Genomic DNA, 15,239 nt, shown 5'->3' on the forward strand with positions numbered 1-15,239 from the left:
CGCCCCCGGTCGCGCTCGCGACCGGGGGCGGGTGTCACGCGGTGGCGTCGGTCAGAGCACGCACTCGGCCTCGGCGTACCGGTCGGCCGGGACCGTCTTGAGGGTCTCCACGGCCTGGGCCAGCGGAACCATCGTGATCTCGGTGCCGCGCAGCGCGGTCAGCATGCCGAACTCGCCGCGGTGCGCCGCCTCGACCGCGTGCCAGCCGAAGCGGGTGGCGAGGACGCGGTCGTACGCGGTGGGGGTGCCGCCGCGCTGGACGTGGCCCAGGATGACGGGACGGGCCTCCTTGCCGAGGCGGCGCTCCAGCTCGGCGGAGAGCTGGTTGGCGATGCCGGTGAAACGCTCGTGCCCGTAGATGTCGGTGCCGGCGGTCTTGAAGTCCATCGACCCCTCGGCCGGCTTCGCGCCCTCGGCGACGACCACGATCGCGAACCGCTTGCCGGCCTCGAAGCGCTCGCCGACCCGGGCGGTCAGCTGGTCGATGTCGAAGGGGCGCTCGGGGACGACCACGGCGTGTGCGCCGGCGGCCATGCCGGAGTGCAGCGCTATCCAGCCGGTGTGGCGGCCCATGACCTCGACGACGAGGACCCGCTGGTGCGACTCGGCGGTGGTCTTCAGCCGGTCGAGGGCCTCGGTGGCCACGGTGACGGCGGTGTCGAAGCCGAAGGTGACGTCGGTGGAGGCGATGTCGTTGTCGATCGTCTTCGGGACGCCGACGATCGGGAGACCGGCCTCGGAGAGCAGGTTCGCCGCCTTCAGGGTGCCCTCGCCGCCGATCGGGATGATCGCGTCGAGCCCCAGGTCCGCGACGTGGCCCTTGGCGCGCTCGACGCCGCCGACCAGGTGGGCGGGCTGGACCCGCGAGGAGCCGAGGATGGTGCCGCCCCGGGCCAGGATGCCGCCGACCGCGTCGAGGTCGAGCTTCCGGTAGTCGCACTCCAGGAGACCCCTCCACCCGTCGTGGAAGCCGATGACCTCGTCGCCGTGGTCGACGACGGCGCGGTGCACGACGGAACGGATGACAGCGTTCAGACCGGGGCAGTCTCCGCCGGAGGTGAGCACGCCAATGCGCATAGCCCAAAAACCTTTGCAACGTGGGCCGACTCCCGGACCACGTCGTCCGGCTGGATCCCCGCCACCCTATCGCCGCAGGGTGGCGGGGCCGAACCGGATGTCCGCACAGTGGACAACGTACCTTCGTACGAGGGACCGCGTGCGGCGCTCGCGGTGACTCAGGCGGGCTGGGTCGCCGCCGCGATGCGCTCGGCGCGCAGCGCCTCGTACCAGCGGTCGTCGGTCGGCGGCAGCGCGTTCACGTCGAGGGCCAGCTTCAGGAGCAGGTCCGCGATCTGCGGGTTCCTGGCCATGACGGGGCCGTGCATGTACGTGCCGAAGACGGTGTCGTTGTACGCGCCCTCGGTGCCGTCACCGGTGCCGTTGCCGTTGCCGAAGACGGTCCGGGCGAACGGCCGGGCCGTCGGGCCGAGGTGGGTGATGCCCTGGTGGTTCTCGAAGCCCGTCAGCTGGGGGAGGCCGAGGCGCGGGTCGATGTCCGCGAGGACGTCGCCGACGCAGCGGGCGCCCTCGCCGCGGGTCGTGGTCACGTCGAGCAGGCCGAGACCGGGCTGCCGCTCGCCGACGTCGTTGATGAACTCGTGGCCCAGGATCTGGTAGCCGGCGCAGACCGAGAAGATGATCGCGCCGTTGGAGGCGGCCCGCGACAGGCCGCCGTCGCGGAGGAGGCGCTCGGCCGCGAGCCGCTGCGGACGGTCCTCGCCACCGCCGATCAGGTAGATGTCGCCGGAGGTCGGGACGGGCTGGTCGCTGCGGACGTCGACGCGCTCGACGTGGAGACCGCGCTGCTCGGCGCGGCGCTGGACGACGAGGACGTTGCCCTGGTCGCCGTAGGTGCTGAGCAGGTCCGGGTAGACCCAGACCAGGCGCAGGCTGCTGTCACTCATGCTGCAAGTCCTCTACGGGTCAGTTGCCGACGCGGCGGCGGACGTCCTGGAACGCGGTGTAGTTGGCGATCAGCTCGATCTGCCCGGGCGGGGCCATCGTGACGGCCTCGTCCAGCGTGTCGCAGACGCGGAAGTCGACACCCGCGACCTCCAGACGGACCGCCAGGTCGAGCCGGCGGTCGCCGATCACCATGATCGGGTGGCCGGCGAGCCGGCCGTAGTCCACGTCCCACAGCCAGGAGGTGTCCGTGCCGTCGGCGCCGCGCGCGTTGACGGAGAGGATCACCGGGGCCGGCGGCCCGTCGATGAGGGAAAACGTTTCGAGCCAGCCGGCCGGGTTCTTCGCGAGCAGCAGACGCAGGTCGCGGTTCTGGAAGGAGACCACGTCGTAGCGTCCGGCGACCGCCTGCACCTGGTACATCCGCTCCAGCGCGACCTGCGGCGGCACGCCGAAGACGGCGGCGACGGCGGCCGAGGTGGCGGCGTTCGCCTTGTTGGCGCGGCCGGGCAGCTGGAGGCGGATCGGCCAGGCCGAACCGTGCGGGTCGAGGACGTGGTCGCCGCTGAGCGCCCAGCTCGGCGCGGGACGGCGGAAGCCGCACTCGCCGCAGAACCAGTCGTCGCCCGGGCGCTGCATCACGCCGCCGCAGGCGGGGCACGACCAGGCGTCGTCCTTCCACTCCTGGCCCGCGGCGACCCACACCACGTTGGGGGAGGAGGAGGCGGCCCACACGATGAGCGGGTCGTCGGCGTTGGCGACGACCATGGCCTTCGTGCCGTTGAGGCCCTCGCGCCACTTCTCGGCGAGCATCCGGGTCTCGGCGGCGCGGTCGAGCTGGTCGCGCGAGAGGTTGAGCAGCGCGATCACCTTGGGCGTGGTGTCCCGGGCGACGCCGGCGAGGTACTTCTCGTCGACCTCGATCACGCCGTACTTGGAGTCCGAGCCGCCGGCCAGCGCCGAGGTGATGCCGGCGGGCATGTTGGCGCCGAGGGCGTTGGAGACGACGGGGCCGGCGGCCCGCAGGGCCTCCGCGATCAGCCGGGTCGTCGTCGTCTTGCCGTTGGTCGCCGACACCAGGACGACGTCCAGATGCTGCGCGAGCCGCCCGAGCAGGTCCGGGTCGAGCCTCAGCGCCACCTTGCCGCCGATCACCGATCCACTGCCGCGCCCCGCCGCACGCGACACCGCGGCCGCGGCCTTGCCCGCCGTCACGGCCAGCTTGGCGCGCGGCGACAGCGGCTCTGGATTACCGGGGTGTCCTGACATCGTTCTTGTTCCTCCTCGCGTCGGTCCGGGCTCAGCCTATCGAGATCCGGCCAGCAGCCCGAACAGCGGCACCGTCGAGCAGCCGCCCGAAAACCGGGAGGTCACAGGGACCGTACCCTTACGGCCATGCGAAACCGGCCCATCCCCGGCAGTTCCGGCCTCGTCCGAGCGATGACCCTCCTCGGCGACCCCGTGCTGCACACACCCTGCGCGCCCGTCACCGACTTCGGACCCGAACTGGCCCGGCTCGTCGAGGACATGTTCGCCACGATGTACGCGGCGCACGGCGTGGGCCTGGCGGCGAACCAGGTCGGCGTGGGCCTCCGGGTCTTCGTGTACGACTGCCCCGACGACGAGGAGAACCGCCACCTCGGCCATGTGGTGAACCCGCGCCTGGTCGAGGCGGACGGCGACGTGATCAGGGGCCCGGAGGGCTGCCTCTCGCTGCCCGGCCTCGAGGCGCCGACGCCCCGGTACGACCGCGCGGTGGTGGAGGGCGTACGCCTCGACGGCACCCCTGTGCGGATCGAGGGCACGGGGTTCTTCGCCCGCTGCCTCCAGCACGAGACCGACCACCTCGACGGCGGGGTCTACGCCGACCACGTGACGGGGTGGCGGAAGTCACGTCTGCTGCGCACGATCCGCAAGCAGTCGTGGGGCGGCAAGGCATCCGTGCTGGAGGCCTGACCGGCCCGGCCGGCTCCGGGAACGCGGGACGGAGCCCGGCCGGGCCGGCGGCCGGGCTCCGCCGGAGCGGTCAGAAGCCGGGCCCGCCGGGGAGGTCGTCGGCTTCGGCCAGGCGGCCCCACAGCAGGCCGGCCAGGCTCTTGACCAGGTCCGCTCGGGAGCAGGGGCGTTCGCCGAGCCACCAGTCGCCGGCGGCGTGCATCATGCCGACGATGCCGTGGCCCCAGATGCGGGCCTGGACCTCGGCGGCGGGGCCGAGGTCGACGCGCTCGGCGATGACCTGGCCGAGCTCCTCGCCCATGCGGCGCAGCAGCGGGGCCGAGTGGCGGCCGACGTCGAAGCCCTGCTCGGCCTGGTGCGACTCCTCCGCCGGGTGCATGAGGAAGCGGTAGACCTGGGGCATCGCCTCGATCGAGGCGAGATAGGTGTCGAGGGTGGCCTCGACGCGGCGGCGGCGGTCGGCGGGGGCGTCGAGCGAGGCCCGGAGGGAGGCGAGCAGCGCGTCCGTGTGCCGGGTGGCGAGGGCGCGGTAGAGCCCCCCCTTGTCGCCGAAGTGGCGGTAGAGGATCGGCTTGGTGATGCCGGCCTCCGCCGCGATCGCGTTCATGGACGCCTTGGGGCCGTCGCGGAGCACCACCCGGTCCGCCGCCTCCAGCAGTTCGCGGCGCCGCTGCTCGGCGGGCGTCTGCCGGTCGGTGGTCCGGTGTGCGATGTCCATAAGCGTGTCTCCCCGCCCGTGCGATTCCGTGAGGCTGTCGCAACGTAACACCCGGCCGGGATCCGGTGCCGGTCGGGCCGAAGTGCTCCGCTGCTGGTTGACAGCCCCTACCCACCGGTAACAGACTACTGTTACCGCAAGTAACGTACCGCTGGGAGGGCACATGGGCGAGTTCACGCTCGAACTCAACGAGGACCAGAAGCAGGTCCGCGACTGGCTGCACGGCTTCGCCGCCGACGTCATGCGCCCCGCGGCCGCCGAATGGGACGAGCGTGAGGAGACTCCCTGGCCGATCATCCAGGAAGCCGCCAAGCTCGGCATCTACTCGCTCGACTTCTATGCCCAGCAGTTCTTCGACCCGACCGGCCTCGGCATCCCGATGGCGATGGAGGAGCTGTTCTGGGGCGACGCCGGCATCGCCCTCTCCATCGTCGGCACCGGCCTCGCCGCCGTCGGCGTCCTCGCCAACGGCACCGAGGAGCAGATCGGCACCTGGGTCCCGCAGATGTACGGCGACGCGAACGACGTCAAGGTCGCCGCCTTCTGCTCCTCCGAGCCCGACGCCGGCTCGGACGTCGCCTCGATGCGCACCAGGGCCGTCTACGACGGGGCCAAGGACGAGTGGGTCATCAACGGCACCAAGACCTGGGCGACCAACGGCGGCATCGCCAACGTCCACGTCGTCGTCGCCGTCGTCGACCCGGAGCTCGGCTCCAAGGGCCACGCCTCCTTCATCGTGCCGCCGAACACCCCCGGCCTGTCCCAGGGCCAGAAGTTCCAGAAGCACGGCATCCGCGCATCCCACACCGCCGAGGTCGTCCTGGAGGACGTCCGCGTGCCCGGTCACTGCCTCCTCGGCGGCAAGGAGAAGCTGGACGACCGCCTCGCCCGCGCCCGTGAGAAGGCGAAGAGCGGAGAGCGGGTCAAGAACGCCGCCATGGCCACCTTCGAGGCCTCCCGTCCGGCCGTCGGCGCGATGGCGGTCGGCACCGCCCGCGCCGCGTACGAGGTCGCCCTCGACTACGCGAAGACCCGCGTCCAGTTCGGCCGCCCGATCATCGAGAACCAGGGCGTCGCCTTCCAGCTCGCCGACATGGCCACCCGGATCGACGCCGCCCGCCTCCTCGTCTGGCGCGCCTCCTGGATGGCCACCGCCGGCAAGCCCTTCACGGCCGCCGAGGGCTCCATGTCCAAGCTGTACGCCAGCGAGGTCGCCAAGTCGGTCACCGCCCAGGCCATCCAGATCCTCGGCGGCAACGGCTACACCCGTGAGTACCCGGTCGAGCGGATGCACCGCGACGCCGCCATCTACACCATCTTCGAAGGCACCAGCGAGATCCAGCGCATGGTGATCAGCCGGGCGCTGGCCAAGTAGGCGCGGGTTCAGACGACGCAGAACTCGTTCTCCTCGGGGTCCTGGAGGACGACCGCGTAGTAGTCCATGCCGTCGGGCTCGTCCATCGTGTACAGCACGGTGGCGCCCAGGGCCGTCAGACGGGCCACCTCGCCGTCCACGCGTGTGCGGCGGAGGGCGAGGGGGACCTCGCGGCCGCCGCCGACCTTCAGGTCGAGGTGGACGCGGTTCTTGACGGTCTTGGGCTCCGGGACGCGCTGGAACCAGACGCGGGGGCCCACGCCCTTCGGGTCGACGATGGACTCCGGGAGCTCCCCGGCGCCCTCGCCGAGCTCCTCCTCGGGGACGCCCACGGCCTCCCAGTACGCCCGCCAGGTCGCGTGCCCGGCGGGCGGGGGGTCGGGGACGTACCGCAGGGCGTCCGCCCAGAAGGGCACCAGCCGCTGGGGATCGGCGCAGTCGACGGTCAGCTGCAGGGTCAGCTCGGGACGTTCCATGGGGCGAGCCTCGCAGACGCCACCGACAACGGCCAGGTGGGTGCGAGGACAGTCGACTTCGAGCCAACAGGCCAGATCCGGTCGGCTGTTCGAGCCCGGCTACCCGTGCGTTACTTCCTGAGGAACAATCACCAGGCCAGTGACGATCAAGGGGGAACCGATCATGGCCACCACCACCGGTGCCGAGGCACCCGTACTCGCGGGAAACCCGCTGCTCGGCTCCATGTTCGACCTCAAGAACGACGCGCTGGGCACCTTCCTGCGCGCCCAGCGCGAAGTCGGCGACGTCGTCCGGATCACCGCCGGCCCGCCCGGGCTCCGCGGCAACGTCTACGGCGTCTTCTCCGCCGAGGGGGCCCAGCAGGTCCTCGCCGGCGAGTCGGCCAACTTCCGCAAGGACAACGCCTTCTACCAGGAGATCCGGGAGTCCTTCGGCAACGGCCTCCTCACCAGCCAGGACGAGGACTACCTCCGCCAGCGCCGGCTCGTCCAGCCCCTGTTCACCAAGCGCCGCGTCGACGGCTACGCCGCGGCCGTCGCCGCCGAGGTCGCCACCCTCACCGGCGAGTGGCGGGACCGCGGGGCCGCAACCGTCGACGTCCTCCACGAGATGACCCGCCTCGCGCTGCGCGCCGTCGCCCGCATCCTCTTCGGCACGGACGTCGACGCGGCCGTGGAGATCGTCGAGCGCAGCTTCCCCGAGCTCGCCGCCTACGTGCTGAGCCGCGGCTACGCCCCGGTCAAGGTCCCCCGCGGCTGGCCCACTCCCGCCAACCGCAAGGCGGCCACCGTCCACGAGGCGCTCTACCAGGTCTGCGACCGCATCATCGCCGAGCGGCGCGCCTCGGACCGGGCCCCCGGCGACGGCGACGACCTGCTCACCCTCCTCGTCGAGGCCGAGAGCGCCGAGGACGGCAGCTTCGACGCCACCGAGCTCCGCGAGCAGGTCCTCGTCTTCCTGCTCGCCGGGCACGAGACCACCGCCACCTCACTCGGCTTCGCGCTCCACCTGCTCGGCAAGCACCCGGAGGCCCTGAAGCGGGCCCACGAGGAGGTCGACCGGGTCCTCGCCGGCCGGGTCCCCGACGCCGCCGACCTGGACGCGCTGCCCTACGTCACCCGGGTCCTCAAGGAGACCATGCGGCTCTTCCCCGCGGCCCCCGTCGTCGGGCGCCGCGCCGTGGCCACCACCGTGGTCGACGGCGTCACCATCCCGGCCGGCGCGGACGTCATCGTCGCCTCCTACGTCACCCACCGGCACCCCGCCTACTGGGAGGACGCGGAGCGCTTCGACCCGGACCGCTTCACCCCCGAGGCGGAGGCGGCCCGCCCCCGGTACGCCTGGTACCCCTTCGGCGGCGGCCCGCGCGCCTGCATCGGACAGCACTTCTCGATGCTGGAGTCGGTGATCGCCCTGACGATGATGCTCCAGAAGTACGACTTCGAGGCGGTCGACACCGAGGTGCCCGTCGGCTCCGCCATCACGCTCTTCGCCAAGGGCCCGGTCCGCTGCCGTCTGATCCCCAGGTCGGCGTAGGCACGCACGGACGCGGCCCGGCCCCCGAAAGCGGGGGCCGGGCCGCGTCCGTCACGGGCCGCTCGCTACGGCCGGGTCGCGACGACCACCGTCGCCCACCACTCGTCCGAGGTGACGACCTCGGGCACCAGGCCGGCCGCGGACATCGCCGCGACGGCCGACTCCGCCTGCCGTTCGCTCGTCTCCACGAACAGGTGCCCGCCCGGCGCCAGCCATCCCGGCGCCTCGGCGGCGACCCGCCGCAGCACGTCGAGCCCGTCCGCGCCGCCGTCGAGCGTGACGTGCGGCTCGTGGTCCCGGGCCTCGGGAGGCAGCAGCCCGATCTCCTCCGTGGGCACGTACGGCACGTTGGCGACCAGGATCTCGACCCGGCCCCTCAGCCCACCGGGCAGCGGCGCGAAGAGGTCACCCTCGTACACCCGGCCGCCGCGCGGCTCGACGTTCCGCCGGGCGCAGCGCACGGCCGCCGGCTCGATGTCCGAGGCGTGCACCTCGGCGCCCGCCACCCGGTCGAGGAGCACCGCGCCCGCCGCGCCCGAGCCGCAGCACAGGTCGACGCAGACGGCGCCCGGCCGGGCCAGCTCCACCGCGTGGCCGACGAGGAACTCCGTACGGCGCCGGGGCACGAAGACACCGCCGTCGACCCCGATCCGCAGCCCGCCGAACTCGGCCCAGCCCACGACGTGCTCCAGCGGCAGGCCCGCGGCCCGCCGCTCGACCATCGCGTCCAGCTCGGCCGGCCCCGCCGCCGCCGCGAGGAGCATCTCCGCCTCCTCCTCGGCGAAGACGCATCCCGCGGCCCGCAGCCGTTCGACGACCCCCGTGCCGGTCCCCCTATCAGACAAGCTGGGCCTCGATCGCCGCCACGACCTCCGGGGCCTCCGGCTCGGTGCGCGGGCGGAAACGGGTGACCCGGCCGTCGCGGCCGATGAGGAACTTCTCGAAGTTCCACTGCACGTCGCCGGCCTCGCCCTCGGCGTCGGCGACCTGCACCAGCTCCGAGTAGAGCGGGTGACGGCCCTCGCCGTTGACGTCCGTCTTCTCCAGGAGGGGGAAGGACACCCCGTACGTCGCCGAGCAGAAGGTCTGGATCTCGTCGGCGCTGCCCGGCTCCTGGCCCGCGAACTGGTTGCAGGGCACGCCGAGGACGGTGAAGCCACGCTCCCCGTACTCCTTCTGCAGCCGCTCCAGACCCGCGTACTGCGGGGTCAGGCCGCACTTGGAGGCCACGTTCACCACCAGGACCGCGCGGTCCCGGTAGTCGGCGAGGGAGACCGGCTCGCCGGTCAGGCTCTTCAGCGGAATGTCGTACAGACTCATGGACTGCTCCTCATCGAAATAGGGTTTGATCTCAGCATGGGAGACGAACCACTGGCAATCGCGATCGATTCCGCACCGGACGGCCCGCCGCGCCGCGTCCACTGCCGCCTCTGCGGCCGACCCCTGACCGGCGCCGACTCCCGGCGCACGGGCCTCGGGCCCACCTGCGACGCCAAACTCCACCCCCCGGCCCCCGACATCCGCACCCGCCGCCACGAGGTCGACCAGGACACGCTGCCGGGCCTCGCCCCGGAGGCGTAGGAACCGCAACCCGGCGACGCTACCAGGCGGCAAATCGATCGCCCAGGGGAAAACGGGTCGGCCACAGTGTGCGGCGATGAGACCGAGACCCGACCGACCGGAGAACCGAACATGTCGACCCTGCGCGTCACCGCCGAAGTCCTGACCGTCCATCCGCACCCCGACGCCGACGCCCTCGAACTGGCACAGGTGGGCCTCTACCGGGCCGTCGTCGCCAAGGGGGCGTACACGACGGGCGACGCCGCCGTCTACATCCCCGAGCAGGCCGTGCTGCCCGCGGGCCTGATCGAGGAGCTGGGACTGACCGGACGGCTCGCCGGCGGCAACGCGGACCGGGTCAAGGCGGTACGCCTCCGCGGTGAGCTGTCGCAGGGGATCGTCTGCCGCCCGGGAGCGCTCGCGGGAGTGGACCTGGAGCGGGCCGCCGCCGACGGAACCGACTTCGCGGAGCGCCTCGGCATCGTGAAGTGGGTGCCGCCGATACCGCCGACCATGAGCGGCGACGTGGAGGTCGCGCCCGACCTGCTGCCCTGGGTCGACATCGAGAACCTCCAGCGCTACCCGGACATCTTCGAGCCCGGCGAGCCCGTCGTCCTCACCGAGAAGCTCCACGGCACCGCCTGCCTGCTCACCTACGGCGCCGAGGACGGACGCGTGCAGGTGTCCTCCAAGGGATTCGGGTCGAAGGGCCTCGCCCTCCAGGAGGACCCGCGCAACCTGTACTGGCGTGCCGTCCACGGGCACGGGCTGGCCGCCGTCGCCGAGCGCCTCGCGAAACGCCTCGGCGCGCGCCGGGTCGGGCTCTTCGGCGAGGTGTACGGCTCCGGGGTCCAGGACCTCGCCTACGGCGCCGACGCCCGCTCCGAGACCGTCGGATACGCCCTCTTCGACGTGTCCGCCGACATCGACGGCAAGGTCCGCTGGCTGGACCCGGCCGAGGTCCTGGAGCCCGGCGAGGCCCCGCTCGTGCCGCGGCTGTACACCGGCCCGTACGACCTGGAGACCGTCCTCGCGCACGCGAGCGGCCGGGAGACCGTCTCCGGCCGGGAGGCGCATCTGCGCGAGGGCGTCGTCATCCGGCCGGTGACCGAGCGGTACAGCCCGGTGACCGGCGGCCGTGCCATCGCCAAGGCGGTCAGCCCGGCCTACCTGACCCGCAAGGGCGCCACCGAGTACGAGTGACCGGGCGGGGCTACAGCTTCCTGAACAGGCCCTCCTGGACCACCGACACCAGGAGCCGGCCCTCGCGGTCGTAGATCCGGCCCCGTGCGAGTCCCCGGCCGCCCGTGGCGATCGGGGACTCCTGGTCGTAGAGGAACCACTCGTCCGCGCGGAACGGGCGGTGGAACCACATCGCGTGGTCGAGCGAGGCCATGTCGAAGCCGCGCGGACCCCACAGCGGCTCGACCGGGATGCGCACCGCGTCCAGAAGGGTCATGTCCGAGGCGTAGGTCAGGGCACAGGTGTGGACCAGCGGGTCGTCGCCCAGCGGCCCCACGGCCCGCATCCACACCGCGGAGCGCGGGTCCGCGTCCTTGACCTCCTCCTGGGTCCAGCGCAGCCGGTCGACGTAGCGGATGTCGAAGGGCTGGCGGCGGGCCATCCGCTCCAGCGCCTCCGGCAGCGCGCCCAGGTGCTCGCGGATCTCGTCCGCGAGGTTCGGCAGCGTGTCCGGGTCGGTCAGGTGGCGCGGCGGCAGCTGGTGCTCGAAGCCCGCCTCCTCCGGCTTGTGGAAGGAGGCCGTCAGATTGAAGATCGTCCGCCCCTCCTGGATCGCGGTGACCCGGCGGGTCGTGAACGACCGGCCGTCGCGCACCCGCTCCACCTGGTACACGATCGGCACCCCGGGCCGGCCCGGCCGCAGGAAGTAGGCGTGCAGCGAGTGCACCGGCCGGTCGCCCCCGGTGGTGCGGCCGGCCGCCACCAGGGCCTGCCCGGCGACCTGCCCGCCGAAGACCCGTTGCAGCGATTCCTGCGGGCTGCGCCCGCGGAAGATGTCGACCTCGATCCGCTCCAGGTCGAGCAGGTCCACGAGCCTCTCGGCGGGACTGGTCACGGTTCGCGACTCCTTCTGTCGGCGGTGGCTACAGCTGTCCGACGGACGTCACGCGGACCACCGCGCGGCCCTCCTCGTCGGAGGCCGCGAGGTCCACCTCCGCGCTGATGCCCCAGTCATGGTCGCCGTTCGGGTCGGCGAAGGTCTGCCGGACGCGCCACAGGCCGTGCGCCGCGTCCTCCTCGATGGCGAGCAGCTTCGGGCCGCGCGCGTCGGGACCCGTGCCGAGGTCGTCGTACTCGTCCCAGTACGCGTCCATCGCCTCGCCCCAGGCGTCCGCGTCCCAGCCGGCCTCGGCGTCCAGCTCGCCCAGCGCGTCGACGTTGTCGAGGGCGGCCAGCTCCACCCGCCGGAACATGGCGTTGCGCACCAGGACCCGGAAGGCGCGGGCGTTGGCCGTGACCGGCTTGACCTGGTCGGCCTTCTCCTGGGCCTCCTCGGCCGTCTGGACCTCCGGGTTGGCGAGCTGCTCCCACTCGTCGAGGAGCGAGGAGTCGACCTGGCGCACCATCTCGCCCAGCCAGGCGATCAGGTCCTCCAGGTCCTCGGTCTTCAGGTCGTCCGGGATGGTGTGGTCGAGCGCCTTGTATGCGCTCGCGAGGTACCGCAGCACGATGCCCTCGGTCCGCGCCAGCTCGTACCAGGAGGTGAACTCCGTGAACGTCAGGGCGCGTTCGTACATGTCACGGATGACGGACTTCGGCGACACCGGGTGGTCGCCGACCCACGGGTGGGACTTCCGGTAGACGTTGTACGCGTGCCACAGGAGCTCCTCCAGCGGCTTCGGGTACGAGATCTCCTGGAGCCGCTCCATCCGCTCCTCGTACTCGACGCCGTCCGCCTTCATCCGGCCCACGGCCTCGCCGCGTGCCTTGTTCTGCATGGCGGCGAGGATCTGGCGCGGGTCGTCGAGCGTCGACTCCACCACGGACACCATGTCCAGGGCGTACGAGGGCGACTCCGGGTCCAGCAGGTCGAAGGCGGCGAGCGCGAACGTCGACAGCGGCTGGTTGAGCGCGAAGTCCTGCTGGAGGTCGACCGTGAGACGGATCGTGCGGCCCTCGGCGTCCGGCTGGTCCAGCTGCTCCACCACGCCGCCGTCGAGCAGCGAGCGGTAGATCGCGATGGCCCGGCGGATGTGCCGCAGCTGGGCCTTGCGCGGCTCGTGGTTGTCCTCCAGCAGCTTGCGCATCGCCTCGAAGGCGTTGCCCGGCCGGGCGATCACCGAGAGCAGCATGATGTTGGTGACCTTGAAGCGGGAGGTCAGCGGCTCCGGCTCGGCGCCGATCAGCCTCTCGAAGGTGGTGTCGCTCCAGGCGACGAAGCCTTCGGGGGCCTTCTTGCGGACGACCTTGCGGCGCTTCTTGGGGTCGTCGCCCGCCTTCGCGAGCGCCTTCTCGTTCTCGATGACGTGCTCGGGGGCCTGCGCGACGACCAGCCCCGCCGTGTCGAAACCGGCCCGGCCCGCCCGGCCCGCGATCTGGTGGAACTCACGGGCGCGCAGGGTCCGCACCCGGTTGCCGTCGTACTTCGTCAGGGCCGTGAACAGCACCGTGCGGATCGGCACGTTCACGCCCACGCCGAGGGTGTCCGTCCCGCAGATCACCTTCAGGAGGCCCGCCTGGGCCAGCTTCTCCACGAGCCGCCGGTACTTCGGCAGCATGCCCGCGTGGTGCACGCCGATGCCGTGGCGGACGTAACGCGAGAGGTTCTGGCCGAACTTGGTGGTGAAGCGGAAGTTGCCGATCAGCTCGGCGATCTTGTCCTTCTCCTCGCGCGTGCACATGTTGATGCTCATCAGCGACTGCGCGCGCTCGACGGCCTGCGCCTGTGTGAAGTGCACGATGTAGACCGGCGCCTGCTTGGTCTCCAGGAGCTCGGTCAGGGTGTCCGTGATCGGGGTCAGCCGGTACTCGTACGACAGCGGCACCGGCCGGGTCGCGGAGCGGACCACGGACGTCGGCCGGCCCGTGCGCCGGGTCAGGTCCTTCTCGAACATCGACACGTCGCCGAGCGTCGCCGACATGAGGACGAACTGCGCCTGCGGCAGTTCGAGCAGCGGGATCTGCCACGCCCAGCCGCGGTCCTGCTCGGCGTAGAAGTGGAACTCGTCCATCACGACCTGGCCGATGTCGGCGTACCTGCCGTCCCGCAGCGCGATGGAGGCCAGCACCTCCGCCGTGCAGCAGATCACCGGGGCGTCCGCGTTCACGGACGCGTCGCCGGTCAGCATGCCGACGTTCTCCGTGCCGAAGAGCTTGCACAGGTCGAAGAACTTCTCCGACACCAGCGCCTTGATCGGCGCGGTGTAGAAGGTCACCTGGTCGTTCGCGAGCGCGGTGAAGTGCGCCCCCGCCGCGACCAGCGACTTTCCTGACCCGGTGGGTGTGGACAAGATCACGTTGGCGCCGGAGACGACCTCGATCAGCGCCTCTTCCTGGGCCGGGTAGAGCGTGATGCCCCGGTCCTCGGCCCAGGAGGAGAAGGCCTCGAAGAGGGCGTCGGGGTCGGCGGTCGGCGGCAGCTGATCGATAAGGGTCACGACCCCATCTTGCCCGCATTCCGCTCGGATGAGGGAACCGGCCACCGGCCCTCTTGATCGCGGGCGATAGGCTCGTCCGTCGACCGGTCGTCAACTGAGCGCCGGCGTAGGAGAAACGGGGGCGGCAGCGACCATGATGGGACCGGCGCACTCACTGTCCGGAGCGGCGGCCTGGCTGGGTGTGGGAGCGGCCGCGGCCGCCTTCGACCACCCGATGCCCTGGCCGGTCCTCCTCGTCGGCGCGCTCATCTGCGCGGGCGCCGCCCTCGCCCCCGACCTCGACCACAAGTCCGCGACCATCTCGCGCGCCTTCGGCCCGGTCTCCCGGGTCCTCTGCGAGGTCGTCGACAAGCTGTCGTACGCGGTCTACAAGGCCACCCGCTCCAGCGCGGACCCGCGCAGGTCCGGGGGACACCGCACCCTCACCCACACCTGGCTCTGGGCGGTCCTGATCGGCGCCGGGGCCTCCGCCGCGGCCGTCACCGGCGGCCGGTGGGCCGTCCTCGCCCTCCTCTTCGTCCACCTGGTCCTCGCCGTGGAAGGCCTGCTGTGGCGGGCCGCCCGGATGTCCAGCGACGTCCTGGTGTGGCTGCTCGGCGCCGCCGGCGCCTGGATCCTCGCGGGTGTCCTCGACCAGCCCGGCAACGGCTCCGACTGGCTCTTCACCGGCCCCGGCCAGGAGTACCTGTGGCTCGGCCTGCCGATCGTCCTGGGCGCCCTCGTCCACGACATCGGCGACGCCCTCACCGTCTCCGGCTGCCCGATCCTCTGGCCCATCCCCGTCGGCCGCAAGCGCTGGTACCCCATCGGTCCCCCCAAGCCCATGCGCTTCCGCGCCGGCAGCTGGATCGAGCTGAAGGTCCTCATGCCCGTCTTCATGCTCCTCGGCGGGGTCGGCGGCGCCTCGGCGCTCGGCTTCATCTAGGGCCTGTCTGACGATTCCCGTCGGGTCCGGACCGCCCGGCACGCACGCTCGCCGCACGGCCGAAACGCCCAAGTAGCTCCGCTACGAGGGCGCCCCTGCCGCACGCCGATC

At 72.0% G+C, this 15,239-nt stretch carries 15 protein-coding genes; 6 read left to right on the forward strand and 9 right to left on the reverse strand.

Annotation, left to right across the window (positions count from 1 at the left end; genetic code table 11):
• Positions 1-51: 51 nt before the first annotated feature.
• The 3 genes from AC067A_RS03860 to AC067A_RS03870 form a co-directional block, all read right to left on the reverse strand.
• Positions 52-1,077 carry a 6-phosphofructokinase gene (locus tag AC067A_RS03860; protein WP_478614059.1) on the reverse strand — a complete coding sequence of 342 codons (1,026 nt, stop codon included), beginning with the start codon at positions 1,075-1,077 and terminating at the stop codon, positions 52-54.
• A gap of 158 nt (positions 1,078-1,235) precedes the next feature.
• Positions 1,236-1,964 carry a type 1 glutamine amidotransferase gene (locus AC067A_RS03865; protein WP_478614062.1) on the reverse strand — a complete coding sequence of 243 codons (729 nt, stop codon included), beginning with the start codon at positions 1,962-1,964 and terminating at the stop codon, positions 1,236-1,238.
• A gap of 19 nt (positions 1,965-1,983) precedes the next feature.
• The gene (locus AC067A_RS03870; protein ID WP_478614065.1) at positions 1,984-3,231 is read right to left on the reverse strand and encodes a MurT ligase domain-containing protein; all 1,248 of its coding nucleotides are present in this window, start codon (positions 3,229-3,231) and stop codon (positions 1,984-1,986) included.
• A 126-nt stretch (positions 3,232-3,357) separates the two neighbouring features.
• Between AC067A_RS03870 and def the strand changes: the two genes are divergently transcribed.
• Positions 3,358-3,918, forward strand: a complete 561-nt coding sequence (def, locus tag AC067A_RS03875) for a peptide deformylase (protein ID WP_478614068.1) — start codon at positions 3,358-3,360, stop codon at positions 3,916-3,918.
• A gap of 70 nt (positions 3,919-3,988) precedes the next feature.
• Here def and AC067A_RS03880 read toward each other — a convergent pair whose 3' ends face one another.
• The gene (locus tag AC067A_RS03880; protein WP_478614071.1) at positions 3,989-4,636 is read right to left on the reverse strand and encodes a TetR/AcrR family transcriptional regulator; all 648 of its coding nucleotides are present in this window, start codon (positions 4,634-4,636) and stop codon (positions 3,989-3,991) included.
• A 163-nt stretch (positions 4,637-4,799) separates the two neighbouring features.
• Here AC067A_RS03880 and AC067A_RS03885 point away from each other — a divergent pair, with 163 nt between their 5' ends.
• On the forward strand, positions 4,800-6,011 hold the full coding sequence (locus AC067A_RS03885; protein WP_478614074.1) for an acyl-CoA dehydrogenase family protein: 1,212 nt from the start codon (positions 4,800-4,802) through the stop codon (positions 6,009-6,011).
• Positions 6,012-6,019: 8 nt separating this feature from the next.
• Here the strand turns inward: AC067A_RS03885 and AC067A_RS03890 are convergent, their stop codons facing one another.
• On the reverse strand, positions 6,020-6,487 hold the full coding sequence (locus AC067A_RS03890; RefSeq protein WP_478614077.1) for a VOC family protein: 468 nt from the start codon (positions 6,485-6,487) through the stop codon (positions 6,020-6,022).
• A 163-nt stretch (positions 6,488-6,650) separates the two neighbouring features.
• On the opposite strand from AC067A_RS03890, the gene AC067A_RS03895 reads away from it, so the two are divergent.
• Positions 6,651-8,024 (forward strand): cytochrome P450, encoded by a 1,374-nt coding sequence (locus AC067A_RS03895; protein ID WP_478614080.1) that lies wholly within the window; start codon positions 6,651-6,653, stop codon positions 8,022-8,024.
• A gap of 65 nt (positions 8,025-8,089) precedes the next feature.
• On the opposite strand, the gene AC067A_RS03900 is transcribed toward AC067A_RS03895, so the two are convergent.
• Positions 8,090-8,869: a putative protein N(5)-glutamine methyltransferase gene (locus tag AC067A_RS03900; RefSeq protein WP_478614083.1), complete on the reverse strand. Its 780-nt coding sequence runs from the start codon at positions 8,867-8,869 to the stop codon at positions 8,090-8,092.
• Positions 8,862-9,344 (reverse strand): glutathione peroxidase, encoded by a 483-nt coding sequence (locus AC067A_RS03905; RefSeq protein WP_478614085.1) that lies wholly within the window; start codon positions 9,342-9,344, stop codon positions 8,862-8,864. The genes AC067A_RS03900 and AC067A_RS03905 overlap by 8 nt, the downstream gene beginning before the upstream one ends.
• A 36-nt stretch (positions 9,345-9,380) precedes the next feature.
• On the opposite strand from AC067A_RS03905, the gene AC067A_RS03910 reads away from it, so the two are divergent.
• Together AC067A_RS03910 and AC067A_RS03915 are read left to right on the forward strand one after the other, a co-directional pair.
• Positions 9,381-9,605, forward strand: a complete 225-nt coding sequence (locus tag AC067A_RS03910; protein ID WP_478614088.1) for a DUF6011 domain-containing protein — start codon at positions 9,381-9,383, stop codon at positions 9,603-9,605.
• A 111-nt stretch (positions 9,606-9,716) separates the two neighbouring features.
• Positions 9,717-10,787, forward strand: a complete 1,071-nt coding sequence (locus AC067A_RS03915) for an RNA ligase (ATP) (protein ID WP_478614089.1) — start codon at positions 9,717-9,719, stop codon at positions 10,785-10,787.
• 10 nt (positions 10,788-10,797) lie between these two features.
• Here AC067A_RS03915 and AC067A_RS03920 read toward each other — a convergent pair whose 3' ends face one another.
• Positions 10,798-11,661 carry an acyl-CoA thioesterase gene (locus tag AC067A_RS03920; protein ID WP_478614092.1) on the reverse strand — a complete coding sequence of 288 codons (864 nt, stop codon included), beginning with the start codon at positions 11,659-11,661 and terminating at the stop codon, positions 10,798-10,800.
• Positions 11,662-11,689: 28 nt separating this feature from the next.
• Positions 11,690-14,203, reverse strand: coding sequence for a DEAD/DEAH box helicase (locus tag AC067A_RS03925; protein ID WP_478614094.1), 2,514 nt, complete (start codon positions 14,201-14,203; stop codon positions 11,690-11,692).
• A gap of 133 nt (positions 14,204-14,336) precedes the next feature.
• On the opposite strand from AC067A_RS03925, the gene AC067A_RS03930 reads away from it, so the two are divergent.
• Entirely contained in the window at positions 14,337-15,128 is a 792-nt protein-coding gene (locus tag AC067A_RS03930; protein ID WP_478614096.1) for a metal-dependent hydrolase, read from the forward strand.
• Positions 15,129-15,239 lie beyond the last annotated feature (111 nt).

The sequence above is a fragment of the Streptomyces sp. NPDC043176 genome, from assembly GCF_056436715.1.